The following is a 17,568-nucleotide window of genomic DNA, read 5'->3' on the forward strand; positions in this document are numbered from 1 at the left end:
AATTTGCGCAAATTTAATTAATTGTAGAATCACGTTCAATTAATGTAGGCTCTAAAATTTTAGTTTGAAACGTTTCAGATTCATCTTCACTTTCAACTTTTTCTATTAACATTTCTGCTGCTAATTCACCCATCTTTTCTCCATGTTGAGCAATAGCAGTCAAACTCGGATTAGCATATTTTGACAAAAGTCCGTCAGTAAAGCCAATAAAAGATATATCCTCAGGTATTTTTAAGCCATTGTCTTTAACGCATCGCATTCCATAAATAGCAAAAATTTCATTTACACATAGTACAGCATCAATATCTGCTTTTTCAAAAAACTCTTTGAACAGTTCTTCTTGCATGCCCATACTTGGTAACCTTAATATAATCTCATTATCTACTTTGATATTATTATCATTCAAGGCCTTTAAATATCCATCGGTTCTGGCTTTACTTACGCTCAGATAGTCTTCAGTAGTAACGAGGGCTATTTTCTTTCTTCCTTCTTCAATGAGCTTTTTTGTAGCAATGTAGGCTCCCATTTTATCATCGATAATAATTTTATCACAATTAACGGCATTGGTTACTCTATCGAAAAGAACTAATGGTATACCTTGCTCTGTTACCTCTTTCAGATGATTGTAATCATTCCTCAATTGTGTATCAGATGATAAGGACATTATAAATCCATCTATACTTCCATTAGCCAGCATCTCCATATTAATGACTTCTTTATCAAAAGACTCATCTGATAAGCATACAATTACATTGTATCCTTTAGTATTGGCATGTTTTTCAATTCCTCGAACCACAGTGGTAAAAAAATGGTGTACTATATCCGGAATTACCACACCTATGTTTTTAGTTCGCTTATTTTTTAAACTTATGGCTATATTATTGGGTTTATAGTTATAAAGTTTTGCGAATGCTTGAATCTTTTCCTTTGTGTCTCTGCTGATTTCCTCACTATTCTTGAGCGCCTTGGAAACTGTAGAAATTGACACTTCTAATTCTTTTGCGATATGCTTTAAAGTGATTTTTTGCTTTAACATAAATATTTCAGTAAAGAGTATTGAACCTCGGAAATTAACTAATATATAATTAAGGTAGAATTTAAGTTAGGATTTAACATAAAAAGCCTTATTCACTAAAAAATAAAAAATAGTATATTTGCCCGTATTTTATTAGATTTCGTATTAATAACCAAGGTTATTTACGAATTAGATAATTTAACACCTTTACAATTATTATTGCCATATCGCCCAAAGTTATTAACACGAAACCGTTTTCGTGGTTTTGGGTTTTTGGCCAAAACTAGAATTAACATTTTTTTTACATATGTTTAATGCTTGAATTTAAATTAACTAAACTTAAAATTAATTATTTATGAAGATTACGCTACTTAAAGGCTTACTGCTAATTGGAGCATTCGTGTGCTTTGGTGCAGCAAAAGCCCAGACGGTATCAGGTACTATTTCTGATGCTAATGGTCCACTACCAGGGGCGAGTGTCTTGGTAAAAGGTACAACAAATGGTACTCAAACTGACTTTGATGGTAATTACACCCTTAATAATGTGGGTGATGATGCAACCTTAGTAGTTAGCTACATTGGGTTCAAAACATTCGAAACTGCTGTAAATGGCAGATCCTCAATTAATGTAACTCTAGAAGAAGATGCACAAGCACTTGATGAAGTGGTTATCATTGGTTACGGTAGTACTACCGTGAAAGATGCTACTGGATCGGTTGCCGCAATTACCTCGGATGAATTTAATAGCGGTGCTATTGTAGCCCCTGAGCAATTAATTCAAGGTAAAACCGCTGGTGTTAATATTCAACAATCAAGTGGTGAACCAGGTGCTGGTATCCAAGTGAATATTAGAGGTTCCAATTCTGTACGTGGTAATAACAATCCACTATTTGTAGTTGACGGAGTTCCATTATTTGGTGAAAATACTGATGCACAAGGTGATACCGGAAACGGTGGAAGTGATGTTGGTAATCCATTGAACTTCTTAAACCCAAGTGATATTGAAAGCATGAGTATCCTTAAAGATGCCTCTGCTACGGCCATTTATGGTTCTCGTGGTGCTAATGGTGTTATCATTATTACAACAAAGAGTGGTAGAGCAGGTTCAGGAGGAACATGGGAGCTTTCTTCTAACATTAGTGTAGCGTCTCCGGTAAGACAATTTGACTTACTAAATAGAGATGAGTACTTATCTGCTGTTACTCAGTTTGGTGGTAATGCTGCTGCTAACGATTTTGGTGCAGATACAGATTGGCAAGAATATATTTTGCGTTCTGCAACATCTACTAATCACAATTTAGCCTATTCTCAGAACTATGGTTCAGGTAATGTAAGAGCAACTTTCGGTTACCAAAAGCAATTCGGTGTTATCGAAAAGTCTGAATTCGAAAGAATCACGGGAAGAGTAAATTGGAACCAACGTTTCTTAGATGATAAGTTAACGCTTGCTATACAAACTTCTATTTCACGCACAAATCGTGAACAACCGCCAGTTGCTGCTGGAGCTGGGTTTAGAGGTGATATTCTTGGTGCTGCTTACTCTGCAAATCCAACATGGCCTGCCAACCCAGGTTTTGATGATGGCGGTGGTCTTACTCAGCCAGCTAATTACTTGAATGAAACTCAAAACATAACTAACACAAACAGATATCTTTTAAATGGTTCTGTAAACTATGCGTTTACACCAGAACTTAGTGGTAAAGTTAATTTGGGTTATGATGTTTCTGATAGTGAAAACGTATCGGTACTTTCTTCAAATCTACAGAACTTCAATGGCATAGAAGGTTTAGGTTTCGGAACGTTTAATTCATTAGAACGAGAAAACTCTACTCTAGAAGTGACTTTAAGTTACAATAAAGATTTAGGCAATTCTAATTTAGATATTGTTGCTGGGTATGCATTTCAAGACTTTAGAACTTTTGGTTTTAACTCTCAAGGTCGAGGCTTTGGAACATCAAACCTTAACGAAATGGGTCAGGATTTAGTGAATACAATTAATGGTGCTCAAGGAGTCATCTCTGGTGGTTATCAACAATTTGCTTATGGAGTAAACAGTTCAGGTTTAGTTGTAAATAGATTATTCCCGAGTCCTGTAACTGAAATCTTGCCTTTTACATTTGGTAGAGATGTGCAATCAGCTACTTTTGATCAATTCGACAACACTGATGAATTACAATCATTCTTTGCTAGAGTTAATTATAGTATAAATAGCAAGTATTTGTTTACAGGTACTTTTAGAGCTGATGGTTCTTCAAGATTTGGACCTGATAATCAGTATGGGTACTTCCCTTCTGGTGCATTTGCATGGCAAATGGCTGAAGAAGATTTCATAGGTGATAATGTTTCTACTTTAAAACTGCGTTTGAGTGCAGGTATTGTAGGTAACCAAGCTGGTTTAGGGTACGGTAACTTCGTAACACGTGAACGTTTTACAGGAATAGGTACACAAACATCGCTTGAAATTTTTGAAAATAACTTTGGTACTGCACCAGTGGCGTTTGAAAGAACTGACCTTAGATGGGAAGAGACTTTAAACTTAAATGTTGGTTTAGACTTTGGTTTTAATAATGACAAGTTTAGTGGTAGCCTTGATGTTTATAGTAATACTACTAATGACTTATTATTGCAATTACCACCAGCATTCCCTTCTGTAAGTGCATTCCAATTTGGTAATGTAGATGCTAGTGTTGTTAACCAAGGTATTGAATTAGCTTTAGGTTATGATTTTATTGAAACTGACAAAGCTTCTTTCTCTGCTAACTTTAACATTGCATACAATCAAAACGAGATACAAGATTTTACTGGGGCAATAAATACTGGTGAAATTAACGGCCCTGGTCTTTCGGGGGCTTTTGCTCAAAGATTTGAATCTGGTTATTCTTTATTTTCATACTACATGGCGACCTTCGAAGGTTTTGATGGTGAAGGAAATCCTATTTATACGGATATTGACGGTAACGGTGTTGGTGATCCAGATGCAGATAAGTCTTTTGTTGACAAAGATGGTCTACCAGATGTAACTGCTGGTCTTTCTCTTAACGCTAGTATCGGTAATTGGGATGTAACAACTTTCTTCTCTGGACAATTTGGCTTCTCAGTATATAATAACACAGCTAACGCTTTGTTTAATGCTGGACAAATTGGTACTGCAAGAAATATTACTCAAAATGTAGTAACTAGTGGTGAAAATCCAGGAGCATCTACTGCTGTTTCGACTCGTTTCTTAGAAAGTGGAGATTTTGTTCGTTTTCAAAACGCAACCATTGGGTACAATGTGCCTCTAAGTAGTGATAATGCACTTAAGAGTTTACGTCTTTCCCTAACAGGTCAGAACTTATTCTTAATTACGGATTATAGTGGTATTGACCCAGAAGTAAATGTAGCTACGGCTACACTTGGTTCAGGAGTGCCTACTAGAGGAATCGATTGGTCAGCATTCCCGCGTCCAAGAACAATCACTTTTGGCATAAATGCTACATTTTAATTAAAAAATTGTAAGAAATCATGAAAAAAAATTCAATTAAAATTTATTTAATGTTTTCCCTTTGTGCACTGGTTTTTGCCTCTTGTACAGATTTGGAAATCGACGAAACGGATTCATTCATTAGCGAAGGCTTTCAAGGTCTTCAAGATCCAGCCTCAAGTTTAAACTCTCTTTATGGAAATTTTGGAGCACTGGGTGACCAGGCGAACACTTTTGCTTTGAATGAGGTTACCACTGATGCCTTTCTTATCCCTACAAGGGGTGCGGATTGGGGTGATAACGGTCGTTGGAGAAAGCTACACACGCATGAGTGGGGCCTTGAAGAAACTGACATCCTTACACCATTTCAACAATGGACTTCAGCTCAACTTTTGGCATCTAGAATATTAGACTCTAGAAGTAATGCTGATGCTAGTACTGCTGCGCAAGCGAATTTTTTAAGAGCTTATGCTATGTGGATGACACTTGATTTGTATGGTCAAGTTCCATTTAGAGATACTCAATTACCTGACAGTGATTTACCTACTGTTTTATCCGGAGCTGATGCTGTTAACTTTATAGTCGCAGATCTTGACGCTGCAATTGCTGGTTTACCAACTGTGTCTCCTGGAGATATGGATAATTTAAGACTTGCATCTAAGGCTTCTGCTCGTTTTCTTAAAGCGAAAGTTCTTTTAAACAAACATGTCTATGAAACACAATTGAGTGGCGGCGGAGGAACTGCCGCATCGGGTGACATGAGCGAGGTCATATCTTTAGTAGATGCTATTGCAGCAGACGGTTTTGCTTTAGAAAGCATGGACTATTTCGAAATTTTCGAATCTTCTGCTGATACAGAAACTATTTACTGGATTCAAACAGGTGTTGGAAACCGTATTTTCAACGGTCTTCACTACAATTCTACTGGCTTAGGCGGTGGAGGCTGGAATGGCTTCAGTACTCTTGCTGAATATTATGATATGTTCGAAGGTGACGCAAATGCTAACGAATATGACACTGACAGAAATCCTATTTCAGGACAAGAAAGACGTCGTGGTGGTGTTCCAAAAAATGGAATTCCGTTTAGCGGTGCCGCTGGCACAAGTGATAATGGTGGATTTGAAGATGGATCTAATGTCGGTGAAGGTTTCTTAATAGGACAACAATATGCTCTTGACGGAACAGCTTTACAAGATAGACAAGGTGCTCCACTTGAATTCTCTAGAGAATTTGTTGATGGAAATGGCGCAAATAGTCTAATCAACAACAGTGAAAGAACCGGGATACGATTAATGAAGTACAGCCCACGATTTGATGGTGGTTTTAGTAACACTCAAATATTTTTCAGATACGCTGACGCTCACTTAATGAAAGCTGAAGCTATGTTAAGAAGCGGTAGCGATGCAACTGCGATGGTAAATGAGTTACGAACATTAAGAGGTGCTACACCACTTGGAACTGTTTCTGAATCAGATTTACTTGAAGAAAGAGGAAGAGAATTATTTGCTGAACAAGTGCGTAGAACTGATATGATACGCTTTGGGCAATACTTACGAGATTGGGAGTTTAAAGGAACTTCTGAAGTTGGTAATCAAACCAGAGCACTTTTCCCAATTCCACTGCCACAATTATTGGCCAACCCTAACTTAGTACAAAATCCTGGTTATTAATTTTTAGCCATTTAAGTTATAAGAAAACCCGCTCTATGGAGCGGGTTTTTTCATATTCATAACTTTTCTCTAGTTCAAAACGCAACCTATTTTTAGTAATCCATCTTGATTTAAAGTTGATAATAAGTTATTCTTATAACTTTATTACTTTTACCTATTTCTAGAATATTTTTGCCACTTCTCATTTTATGAACAGGATCGTTTTCTCTATTATTTTAATTTTAATCTCCACCTATTCTTGCATGAGGCAGGAAGAGAAAATATTTTCTGAAATTTCCCCTAGGTTTAGTGGGGTGAAATTCGCTAATAACTTATTAAACAGTCCAAATCTTAATATACTTAACTACTTATACTACTATAATGGGGCTGGTACTATTTCAGCAGATTTTAACAATGACAATCTTATTGATCTTTATTTTGTTGGCAACCAAATTTCTGATGAATTATATCTGAATAAGGGTGATTTTAAATTTGAACGTGTAACTGAAATTTCTGGTATTTTTTCATCCGAAGGCTGGTCTACAGGAGCAACACAAGTTGATATCAATAATGATGGGTACTTAGATATATACCTTTGTAAAGCTTCAGGATACCGCAATCTAAAAGGAAAAAACCTCTTATATATTAACCAAGGCCCAAATGATAAAGGAATACCAATTTTTGAAGAAAAAGCTTCTGATTATGGATTAGATTTTGAAGGTCTTTCTACAACGGCCTCGTTCTTTGATTTTGATATTGATGGTGATTTAGACATGTACCTTTTAAACCATTCTGTTCATCCAAATCGAACTTATGGTCGTGGTTCTCAAAGAACAAAAATTGATACTTTATCTGGAGATAGACTTTACCAAAACAACAATGGCCATTTTATTGATATTAGTTCTAAAGCCGGAATATTTCAAGGTAAATCTGGTTATGGGCTTGGGATATCAATAAGTGATATCAATAATGATGGATATCCTGATATATATGTTGGTAATGATTTTTATGAAAATGACTATTTGTATATAAATCAACAAAACGGAACATTTCAAGAAATAATCTCGGCTGATTCGGAACGAATTGGTCATACCACACACTTTTCCATGGGTAACGATATTGCTGATATCAATAATGATGGTTTCATGGATATTATTTCTTTAGACATGCTACCTGAAAACCTTGAAACTTATAAAACTTCTGGACTGGAGTATGCTTACCCCATTTATAGGCAATATTTAAATCAAGGTTTTTCTCCACAATACATGCAGAACACTCTCCATTTAAATCTTAAAAACGGAACATTTGCCGAAATTTCTAATCTAGCTGGACTTTCAGCAACAGAATGGTCTTGGGGAGCCCTTTTCGCCGATTTCGATAATGATGGCTTTAATGATGTTTTTATTTCAAATGGAATAAAAGGCGCTACCAATGATATGGACTATATGAATTTTATAGCCAATGATGCCATACAAAAAAGGATAGATGCCGGAATGACCAATTCCGACATGCCATTAATAGATGAGCTCCCCGAGAAAAAAGTATCAAACTATTTTTTTAAAAACAATGGCGATTTAACCTTTTCCAATTCTACTGAGTCTTGGTTTACTAAGAAACCTACATTTAGTAATGGAACAACCTATGCCGATTTAGATAATGATGGAGACTTAGATATTGTCGTTAATAACATTGACGATAATCCTTTAATTCTAAAAAATAATTCTACTGAAGGAAACCATTTAATTGTTAAGCTTAAGGGTAGTGGAAGAAATCGACACGGAATCGGAGCAAAAATTACTGCCTTTGTCAATAACAAAATAATGTATCGAGAACAATTTACATCCAAAGGTTATTTATCAAGCACATCCAATAAAATACATTTCGGTATTGGTAAAGACAGTTTAATCGACAGTCTTAAAGTAGTATGGCCTGATGGCTTAGTACAAACTAGATATAAAGTTACTCCTAATAAAGTCATTAATTTAAACCAAGTGGAGGCTAATTCTAAACACGACTATTCAAAAAACAGCAAGTCACAAAACTTAAAGAAGATTGATTCCCTTATAAACTTTGTTCATAAAGAACAAGTTACCTTAGATTTTGACCGCGAACCTCTTATTCCTTTTGCTGCATCTAATCAAGGCCCCAACATTTCAATTATTGACTTCAATCAAGATGGTTTGGATGATGTATTTATTACTGGTGGAAAAAATCAAGCTTCCGAATTACACATTCAATCCGAGAATGGAACTTTTAAGGTCAATCAAGAGACTAATTTTGAATTACATAAACTGCATGAAGACCTAGCTAGTAGTTTTTTTGATGCCGATAATGATGGTGATATAGATTTATTAATAGCTAGTGGTGGAAATGAATTTAAAAGTGGGAAACCTATAGAACCTAGACTATATATAAATGAAAAAGGTAATCTATCCTTCAAGGAATCCAACTTTAAAGGAATCAGCATTAATGCATCAAAAATTATAGCTAATGACTTTGATAAAGATGGTGATATTGACGTTTTTATTACATCGGACATAGAACCGTTACAATATGGTAAAACTCCAAAACAGTATATTTTTCTGAATGATGGAACAGGTAATTTTGAAGACGTGACTGCCTTGTTGGCACCAGAATTTGAATTTCTAGGTAATGTTAAAGATTTGGTTTTTAACGATATCAACAATGATGATTTAATTGACTTTGTTGCCGTAGGACATTGGATGCCCATATCAATTTTTATAAACAACGGTACTGAATTTCGTCTTCAGAAAAATAATCAATTATCAAATTCTAATGGCTGGTGGAATACTGTAAAAGCTAGAGATTTTGATAATGATGGAGATGTCGATATTATAGCTGGTAACTGGGGATTAAACACAAAATTTAAATCTTCAGTTGAATCGCCTCTAACTCTTTATAGCACCGATTTTGACGATAACGGATCTATTGAACCTTTAGTTACTTATTTTCATAAAGGGGTTGAAACTCCTTTCGCATCTAAAGATGATTTGGTCAAACAAATGCCTTTTTTAAATAAAAAGTATCTTTCGTATAGCAGTTTTGCCAAAGCTTCAATTAAGGAGCTCTTTGGAGAAAATAAACTTGAGAAAGCAAAGCAAAAGAAAGTCTTTGAACTTAAAAGTTGCTTTTTTAAGAACAACGGTACTGGGGGTTTTTTGAAACGAGCATTACCACTAATAGCCCAATCTTCTATTATTTATGACATTGCAATCGAAGATTTCAACAATGATGGTTTTAATGATTTGTTAATTATTGGTAATGACTTCGAAATTAGTACGCAGTTAGGTAGATTAGATGCATTACATGGGGTAATTTTGCAAAATGATAAAAAAGGTGACTTTTATTGGGATACAGAGGAGTTGCCAGACATCAATGGCGCTGCAAGAACAATAAAAGAAATTGAAATAAATGGGGATGAACATTATGTGGTTGGGATTAATTCTAAAGCACCAATTTTTTTATCAAAAAAGAAATCGAAACAATGAGAATATACTTGCCTAATATTTTTTTGCTACTGTTATTTTTAAGTAGTTGTAATAAAGAAGTGAAAGAAGAAGTGGTAACATCGCCAACACTTTTTACATTATTAGATGCTCAAGAAACTGGAGTTGATTTCATCAATAAAGTTGAAAATCAAAAGAACTTTAACATATTCAAGTATCGTAATTTTTATAACGGAGGTGGTGTAGCTATTGGCGATATTAATAATGATGGTTTGTCTGATATTTACCTAACAGGTAATATGGAGCCCAATAAACTATATTTAAATAAAGGTGATTTCAAATTTGAAGACATATCTGAAAGTGCAGGAATAAAAGGAAATAAACCATGGTCTACCGGGGTTGTAATGGTAGATATCAACGCAGATGGTTTATTAGATATTTATGTTAGTAATGCTGGTAATCTTGAAGGAAATAATCATGATAATGATCTTTATATAAACAATGGTGATTTAACTTTTACTGAAAAGGCAAGCGAATATAATCTAGCCGAAACTGGGTTTTCTACACATGCCTCCTTTTTTGACTATGATAAAGATGGTGATTTAGATGCTTACATTTTGAACAATAGTAATATCCCAGTAAGTAGTTTGGGTTACGCTGAACAAAGGGACGTCAGAGCACAAGATTGGGAAGGAGTGCCACATATATTTCGAGGAGTTGGTGACATGTTATTGCGCAATGATAATGGTAAATATGTTGATGTTAGTGAAGACGCTGGTATTTATGGTAGTCTTATAGGTTTTGGACTTGGAGTTTTGGTTACTGATATTAACCATGATCTATACCCTGATATTTACGTATCCAATGATTTTTACGAACGTGACTACTTATACATCAATCAAAAAGATGGCACTTTTTCAGAAGAAATAAAGGCATATACTTCACATTTGAGCCTATCAGCCATGGGCATTGATATCGCAGACATTAATAATGACGGTTACAATGATATTTTTATTACTGACATGCTTCCTGAACCTGACGAACGTGTAAAATCAGTCATGGAATTTGAAGGTTACAATGTATTTGATTTAAAACAATCAAAAGACTTTTACCAACAGTACATTCAAAATACTTTACAACTAAACAATGGAAATGGCACATTTTCTGAAATAGCATATTACAGCGGAGTAGACGCAACAGATTGGAGTTGGGCAGGATTATTATTTGACATGGACAATGATGGCTTAAAAGACATTTTTATTACTAATGGTATCAACCATGACCTTACAGATTTAGATTTTGTTGACTTTTTTGCAAATGAAATCATTCAAAAAATGGCATTAACAGGTCGAAAAGAGTCTATTGATTCGATTATCAATAAAATGCCTATAAAACCTCAACACAATTATGCTTACAAGAATAACGGCGACATCACTTTTGACAATGCCAATAAAGAATGGGGATTTGACTTGCCTACACGCTCTAATGGAGCAGCATATGGCGACTTAGACAATGATGGAGATTTAGATTTGGTTATTAATAATGTAAATACCAAGACTTTTATCTATAAAAACAATTCAGAAAGTCAATCTAATAATAATTACATTCAATTAAAATTTAAAGGAAAAGGAGAAAATCCTTTTGCGGTTGGTACTCTTGCAAAATTCTATTTTGATGGTAATATTGTCAATCAAGAACTAATCCCTTCTAGAGGCTTTCAATCTTCAGTTGACTATACTATGACACTAGGATTAGGTCAAACAAAAACTATTGATTCAATTCGCATAATTTGGCCAGACTCTAAAACTGAAAAATTGGCTAATACCATAGCAAATCAAGTTGTGTCCTTAGACTGGAATAATGCAACAGAAACTTATGTTACAAAACCAAATAAAATAGATAAAGCCTACCTCACGGAGCTAAATACTCCTCAATTTGTATCTCATAATGAAGATGGGTATAACGATTTTGACTACGAGGGACTCATTTATAAAAAATTATCTCAAGAAGGCCCTTCGCTTGCTGTTGCCGATGTAAATAATGACGGAAACGAAGACTTTTTTGTGGGTGGGGCTAATGGACAACCAGGAAGTTTATACATACACAATGGCAATGGTAAAGTAGCACTTAAAAACATCTCTGTATTTGAGAATGATAAAGAATTTGAAGATGTTGCAGCTGCCTTTTTTGATGTTGATAATGATGGTGACCAAGACTTAATGGTAGGTTCTGGCGGTAATAACTATAATTTACAACGTAGCTACAAAGCAAGGTTGTATTTAAATGATGGTAATGGCTCTTTTTCAAAGTCACCTAATGAACTACCATCAACATTTAAAAATATAGCTACAATCTCTCCACATGATTTTGACAAGGATGGAGATATTGATGTCTTTATTGGGTCAAGAAGTGTTGTTTCAGTGTATGGTATAACACCGGACCACTTATTGTTAGAAAACAAAGGAGATGGCACCTTCGATAATGCAACCGAAAGACTAGGTTATGAGCTAAAAGATGCTGGAATGGTAACGAACTCTCTTTGGGTAGATATTGATGGTGACGATAAAAAGGACTTAGTTATAACAACAGATTGGGATGCCCCTAAAATTTATAAAAATAATGGCCGTAGATTAACTCAATTGGTTTCTGGATTAGACAGTTTAAAGGGATGGTGGAACGCAATTGAAGCTGTAGATTTTGACAATGATGGAGACCAAGACTTAGTTTTGGGTAATATGGGATCTAATTTACATTATAAACCAACAGAAGGTCATCCAATGAAGATGTGGGTTAATGACTTCGATGGTAATGGAACTTTAGAGCAGATTGTAACCCAAAACTATAACGGTGGTGATTATCCTATTCATCAAAAAAAGGAGGTTACAGAGCAAATTGTTGCATTGAAAAAAGAAAACTTAAGAGCATCAGATTATGCTCGTAGAACAATCAATGAATTATTCCCCCAAGAGATAATCGAAAATTCAATCGTAAAAGAATCCCGTATTTCAGAATCTATTATTGCAGTCAATGAAGGTAATGGTAAGTTTTCCGTTCAAAAATTACCTCCCAGAGTTCAATTATCTTGTGTATGTGATATTACTTGTGCCGATGTTAATAGGGATGGAAAAGTTGATTTGATTATGGCTGGCAATAATTTTGAATTTAAACCACAGTTTTCAAGATTAGATGCTAGTTATGGCAATGTTTTATTAAATAATGGGGAACAAGGCTTTGAATGGCAAAACTATGATGTCAGTGGTTTCGCGATTAAAAATGAAGTTAAATATTTAGAGCAATTTAAAGACAAAACGGGCAAAACCTTTATAATAGCAGCAATTAATAATGAAGAACCAAAAATATTTGCATTGAATGAATAAACTGCTTAGAAATATTTTTGCTCTCTTGATATTTTGTGGTTGTAAAAATGATGACCATCTATTCAAAAGTCTTAATCAAAATAAAACCGGTATTGATTTTGTCAACACCATAACGGAATCTAATGAACTAAACATTCTTGATTATCTTTATTTTTACAATGGTGGTGGAGTGGCGATTGGGGATATTAACAACGATGACTTACCTGATATTTTCTTCACGGGTAATCAAGTGAAAAACAAATTATATCTAAACAAAGGAAATCTTCAATTTGAAGATATTTCTATGAATGCTCAAGTTGAAGGTAAAAGTACTTGGAATACTGGTGTCACTATGGCTGATGTTAATGGAGACGGTTATTTAGATATATATGTTTGTGCGGTAGTAGGGATAAATGGTTTCAATGGTTACAATGAACTTTATATAAATAACCAGGATAATACGTTTACCGAAAGTTCCACTGAGTATGGATTAGATTTTGATTCTTATAGTTCAAATGCTGCCTTCTTTGATTATGATTTAGATGGCGATTTGGATCTTTATTTACTCAATCACGCAGTTCATACGCAAAATTCATATGGTAATGCTGATTTAAGAAATAAACGCAACTACCAAACAGGAGATAAGTTGTTGCGCAACGACAATGGTCAATTTAAAGATGTTAGTGAACAGGCTGGAATATTCGGAGGTATTAACGCCTACGGCCTAGGCTTAGCCGTATCTGATTTTAATTTAGATGGATATCCGGATTTATATATAGGCAATGATTTTCATGAAGATGATTATTATTATTTAAATAATGGAGATGGCAGCTTTACTGAAAGCTTAAAACAATTTTTTGGTCACACTAGTAGGTTCTCTATGGGAAGTGATGTCGCGGATATTAATCACGATGGTAGACCAGATATGATTTCTTTAGATATGTTGCCAGAAGATGAAACAGTTCTCAAATCTTCAGAAGGTGATGACAATGTTCAAATACAAAGACTAAGAACTGAGCAATTTGGTTATCATTACCAATTTACCCGAAATATGCTTTATGTAAATCAGCCAGATGGCAACTACCTTGAAACCGCTCTTTTAAGTGGTGTTGCAGCAACAGATTGGAGTTGGAGTGCCTTATTTGGTGATTATGACCTTGATGGGGAGCAGGATTTGTTTGTCGCTAACGGAATTTCAAAAAGACCGAATGACCTTGACTTTGTAAAATTTGTTTCTAATGATCAAATTCAGAAAAAAATTGACAATACAAAATTGGTTGATCAAAAAGCAATTGACCTAATGCCTTCAGGTAACGCTCACAACTATATTTTTAAAGGCCATAAGGGATTGAACTTTGAAGATATGTCTGGCCAATGGATGACAAACGATACTATTATTTCTGGGGCCACTGCTATGGCAGATTTAGATGGTGATGGTGATTTAGATCTAGTAACCAATAATATTAACACGCCTGCTTCCATTTACCTTAACCAAACAAATCAAACGGCAAATCACTTAAAAATTAAATTTAATTATGGTGATAGGAATGTATTTGGTATCGGCACCAAAGTCTATTCTTATCATAACAATATTCTTCAGTACAAAGAGCTTTTCCCAACGAGAGGCTTTCAAGCTAGTTCAGAACCTTTTATCCATTTTGGTTATGGGGATGCCCAAAAAGTTGACTCAATAAGAATAGTTTGGCCAAATAAGACTTTTCAAGTTATAACAGATGTTGCTATTAACCAAACACTTATTGTCAAACCAGAAGGCACAGAACAATTTAGCTACCATCTTTTAAATAAAAAATCTATTCCATTATTCAAAAAAGTTGCCAATAATTTAGGAATTGAATTTGAACATCAAGAAGATAGCTACAATGATTTTTTGAAAGAGAAATTGATGCCCTATAAAGCATCAGATAGAGGGCCTGCCGTTGGTGTTGCAGATTTAAATTTGGATGGCCAAGAAGATATTTTCTTTGGTGGATCAAGATTTATTCCTTCCCAAATTTATATTCAAAAAGACTCGGGTTTTACAAAAGAAAAAACACCGAATATAACAAAAGACTCAATTAAGGAAGATATCAGCATTGCTATCGCAGATTTTAATGGAGATCACAAAAACGATATTCTGTTAGGTTCAGGGGGAGCCCACTTTACCGGCAAAGCAAAAGCTCTTTTAGATAGCTATTATATTAAAGAAGATAACGGTTTTAGCACAGGAAAACTGCCCGATTATTTTCAAAATGCCTCGGTTATCAGACCCTTTGACTACGACAATGATGGGGATTTAGATGTTTTTATTGGTGGTCATACGGTAAGCTCAAACTTCGGACAAACACCAGAATCGGTATTGTTAGTTAACGAAAATGGAACTTTTTCAATTCTTGATAATTTTATTGGAAAAAACTCCGGAATGGTGACAGATGCCGTTTGGGATGATTTTGATAAAGATGGCGTAAAAGACCTAATTGTTGTTGGAGAATGGTTTTCACCCAAATTCTATAAGAATTTGAATGGAGAGCTCATCGCAATTCAATCACTAGACTTAAGCGGTCTCTGGCAGACTATTGAACCTTTTGATATTGATAATGATGGGGATACTGATTACCTGCTTGGTAATTGGGGAACTAATTCAAAATTCAATGCATCAATTAAAAAGCCGCTTAAATTATATGTAGGTGATTTTGATAAAAATGGTCAAACTGAAACGATTACTGCAATAGATAAAAACGGGGCGTATTACCCATTGGAAGGGTTAGATGAACTCAGTTCTCAGATGGTTTCACTGAGAAAAAAATATACCAACTATCGTTCTTTTGCTGGTCAATCAATAGAAGAAATTTTAGGTGAAGAAAGTATGGATAGGGCTACAATATTAAAAGTCACAACTTTACAATCTGGTTATTTAAAAAATAATAATGGGGTTTTCAATTTCATTCCTTTTTCCAATGAACTGCAGGTTTCTCCGATTTTGAAATTCTTAGTCCATGATTTCGATGGTAATGGCGATAATGAAGTTCTAATAGGTGGTAATTATTTTGGAGTTAAGCCATATCAAGGAAGGTTTGATTCTTTCCCTGGTGCTATATTAAAAAATGAAAATGAGATTATTTTAGGAAATACATTAGGCCTTGATTTTACTAAAAAATCTATCCGTCACCTGAACATAATAACGTTTAAAAATAAGTCATATTTACTTGCGACTTTCAATGATGCTAAAGCTCAAGTCTATGAATTCGAAACTAAATAGATAGGTTATGAAAGAAAGATTATTTTTTATTCTGCTCACAATAGTGACGTTATCAGCATGTCAAAAAAATTCAACCCCAATTGTGATAACACCAGAAGATTATCATAATTCTGTGAACAAGGTTACTCAGGTAATGATTCATGATATTTTTTCTCCTCCAGTAGCCAGTAGAATATATGCTTACCCGAATATTGCTGCCTATGAGATACTAGCTAAAAAAGAAAATACTTATCAGTCTCTTGCAAATCAATTAACAGATTTTAAATCTATTCCTGAACCAATAGATACTTTAAATTTAAATTATGATTTAGCAGCCTTGATTGTGCATATGCACTTAAGCAAGCAGTTGATTTTTTCTGAAGAACGTATTGAGATATTTAGAGACAGCCTTTATTCCGTTTGGCAAAATCAGAATGAACTAGAATTTATTACTTCAAAAGATTATGGTCTTAAAGTTGCTGAACATATATCAGAATGGATGGATAAAGACAATTACAAACAGACTCGTACCATGCCTAAATTTTCGGTGAATTCTGATGACCCCTCTAGATGGCAGCCGACTCCCCCAGCATATATGAGCGGTATTGAACCACATTGGAATAAAATTCGTCCATTCGTTATTGATTCAGCTAGTCAATTTAAACCGACTCCTCCTCCGTCATTTTCGATGGATGTTGATTCTGATTTTTATAAAGAGTTAAAAGAGGTATATGATATTAGTAATGAAATTACATCTAAGGGTGACACATCTGAAGAAGTTGCTATAGCCCAGTTTTGGGACTGTAATCCTTATGTTTCAGTAACAAGAGGTCATTTAATGTTTGCGACTAAAAAAATCACTCCAGGTGCGCATTGGATTGGTATTACAAAAATTGCATCGCTAAAAACCAATTCTAATTTAATTCAAACTGTTTATGCTTACACCAAAACATCTATTGCCATAGCTGACGCGTTTATTAGTTGTTGGGACGAGAAGTATAGAAGTAACTTGATTAGACCAGAAACTCTTATTAATGAACACATAGATGATAGTTGGGAACCTGTACTACAAACCCCTCCATTTCCTGAATATACTAGCGGTCACAGTGTAGTTTCTGGTGCGGCAGCCACCGCATTAACAAGTATTTTTGGTGATGATTTTGCATTCGATGATGATACTGAAGTGGCTTTTGGACTTCCAGTGCGATCATTTACATCTTTTAAAGCAGCCGCTGACGAAGCAGCCATTAGTCGTATGTATGGTGGTATTCATTATAGGGCTGCTGTAGAAATAGGCGTTAAACAAGGTAGAAATCTTGGAGAATTTATTGTTAATAGTCTTCAAATGAAAGACGATTAATAACAATGTCCAATTGAAATTAA

The 17,568-nt window shown here is 34.7% G+C and carries 7 protein-coding genes; 6 read left to right on the forward strand and 1 reads right to left on the reverse strand.

What is annotated here, in order from left to right:
- Positions 1 to 13: 13 nt before the first annotated feature.
- Entirely contained in the window at positions 14 to 1,036 is a 1,023-nt protein-coding gene (locus tag RM542_RS00565; protein ID WP_311383753.1) for a LacI family DNA-binding transcriptional regulator, read from the reverse strand.
- 334 nt (positions 1,037 to 1,370) lie between these two features.
- On the opposite strand from RM542_RS00565, the gene RM542_RS00570 reads away from it, so the two are divergent.
- From RM542_RS00570 to RM542_RS00595, 6 genes are all read left to right on the forward strand, one after another.
- Positions 1,371 to 4,499, forward strand: a complete 3,129-nt coding sequence (locus RM542_RS00570) for a SusC/RagA family TonB-linked outer membrane protein (RefSeq protein WP_311383754.1) — start codon at positions 1,371 to 1,373, stop codon at positions 4,497 to 4,499.
- A 20-nt stretch (positions 4,500 to 4,519) separates the two neighbouring features.
- Entirely contained in the window at positions 4,520 to 6,148 is a 1,629-nt protein-coding gene (locus RM542_RS00575; protein ID WP_311383755.1) for a RagB/SusD family nutrient uptake outer membrane protein, read from the forward strand.
- 242 nt (positions 6,149 to 6,390) lie between these two features.
- Positions 6,391 to 9,636, forward strand: a complete 3,246-nt coding sequence (locus tag RM542_RS00580; protein WP_311383756.1) for a VCBS repeat-containing protein — start codon at positions 6,391 to 6,393, stop codon at positions 9,634 to 9,636.
- Complete coding sequence (locus RM542_RS00585; protein WP_311383757.1) at positions 9,633 to 12,971, forward strand: VCBS repeat-containing protein; 3,339 nt, start codon at positions 9,633 to 9,635, stop codon at positions 12,969 to 12,971. The genes RM542_RS00580 and RM542_RS00585 overlap by 4 nt, the downstream gene beginning before the upstream one ends.
- Positions 12,964 to 16,206 carry a VCBS repeat-containing protein gene (locus RM542_RS00590; protein ID WP_311383758.1) on the forward strand — a complete coding sequence of 1,081 codons (3,243 nt, stop codon included), beginning with the start codon at positions 12,964 to 12,966 and terminating at the stop codon, positions 16,204 to 16,206. Before RM542_RS00585 ends, RM542_RS00590 begins: the two co-directional genes overlap by 8 nt.
- A gap of 7 nt (positions 16,207 to 16,213) precedes the next feature.
- Entirely contained in the window at positions 16,214 to 17,545 is a 1,332-nt protein-coding gene (locus RM542_RS00595) for a vanadium-dependent haloperoxidase (RefSeq protein ID WP_311383759.1), read from the forward strand.
- The last annotated feature ends 23 nt before the right edge of the window (positions 17,546 to 17,568 follow it).

The organism is Croceitalea sp. P059 (genome assembly GCF_031846365.1).
Taxonomy (GTDB): domain Bacteria; phylum Bacteroidota; class Bacteroidia; order Flavobacteriales; family Flavobacteriaceae; genus Croceitalea; species Croceitalea vernalis.

Bases quoted from the DNA above. Each gene is read 5' to 3' on its own strand.
- RM542_RS00565 (WP_311383753.1), bottom strand. From the start codon at position 1,036: ATGTTAAAGCAAAAAATCACTTTAAAGCATATCGCAAAAGAATTAGAA.
- RM542_RS00570 (WP_311383754.1), top strand. From the start codon at position 1,371: ATGAAGATTACGCTACTTAAAGGCTTACTGCTAATTGGAGCATTCGTG.
- RM542_RS00595 (WP_311383759.1), top strand. From the start codon at position 16,214: ATGAAAGAAAGATTATTTTTTATTCTGCTCACAATAGTGACGTTATCA.
- RM542_RS00575 (WP_311383755.1), top strand. From the start codon at position 4,520: ATGAAAAAAAATTCAATTAAAATTTATTTAATGTTTTCCCTTTGTGCA.
- RM542_RS00590 (WP_311383758.1), top strand. From the start codon at position 12,964: ATGAATAAACTGCTTAGAAATATTTTTGCTCTCTTGATATTTTGTGGT.
- RM542_RS00580 (WP_311383756.1), top strand. From the start codon at position 6,391: ATGAGGCAGGAAGAGAAAATATTTTCTGAAATTTCCCCTAGGTTTAGT.
- RM542_RS00585 (WP_311383757.1), top strand. From the start codon at position 9,633: ATGAGAATATACTTGCCTAATATTTTTTTGCTACTGTTATTTTTAAGT.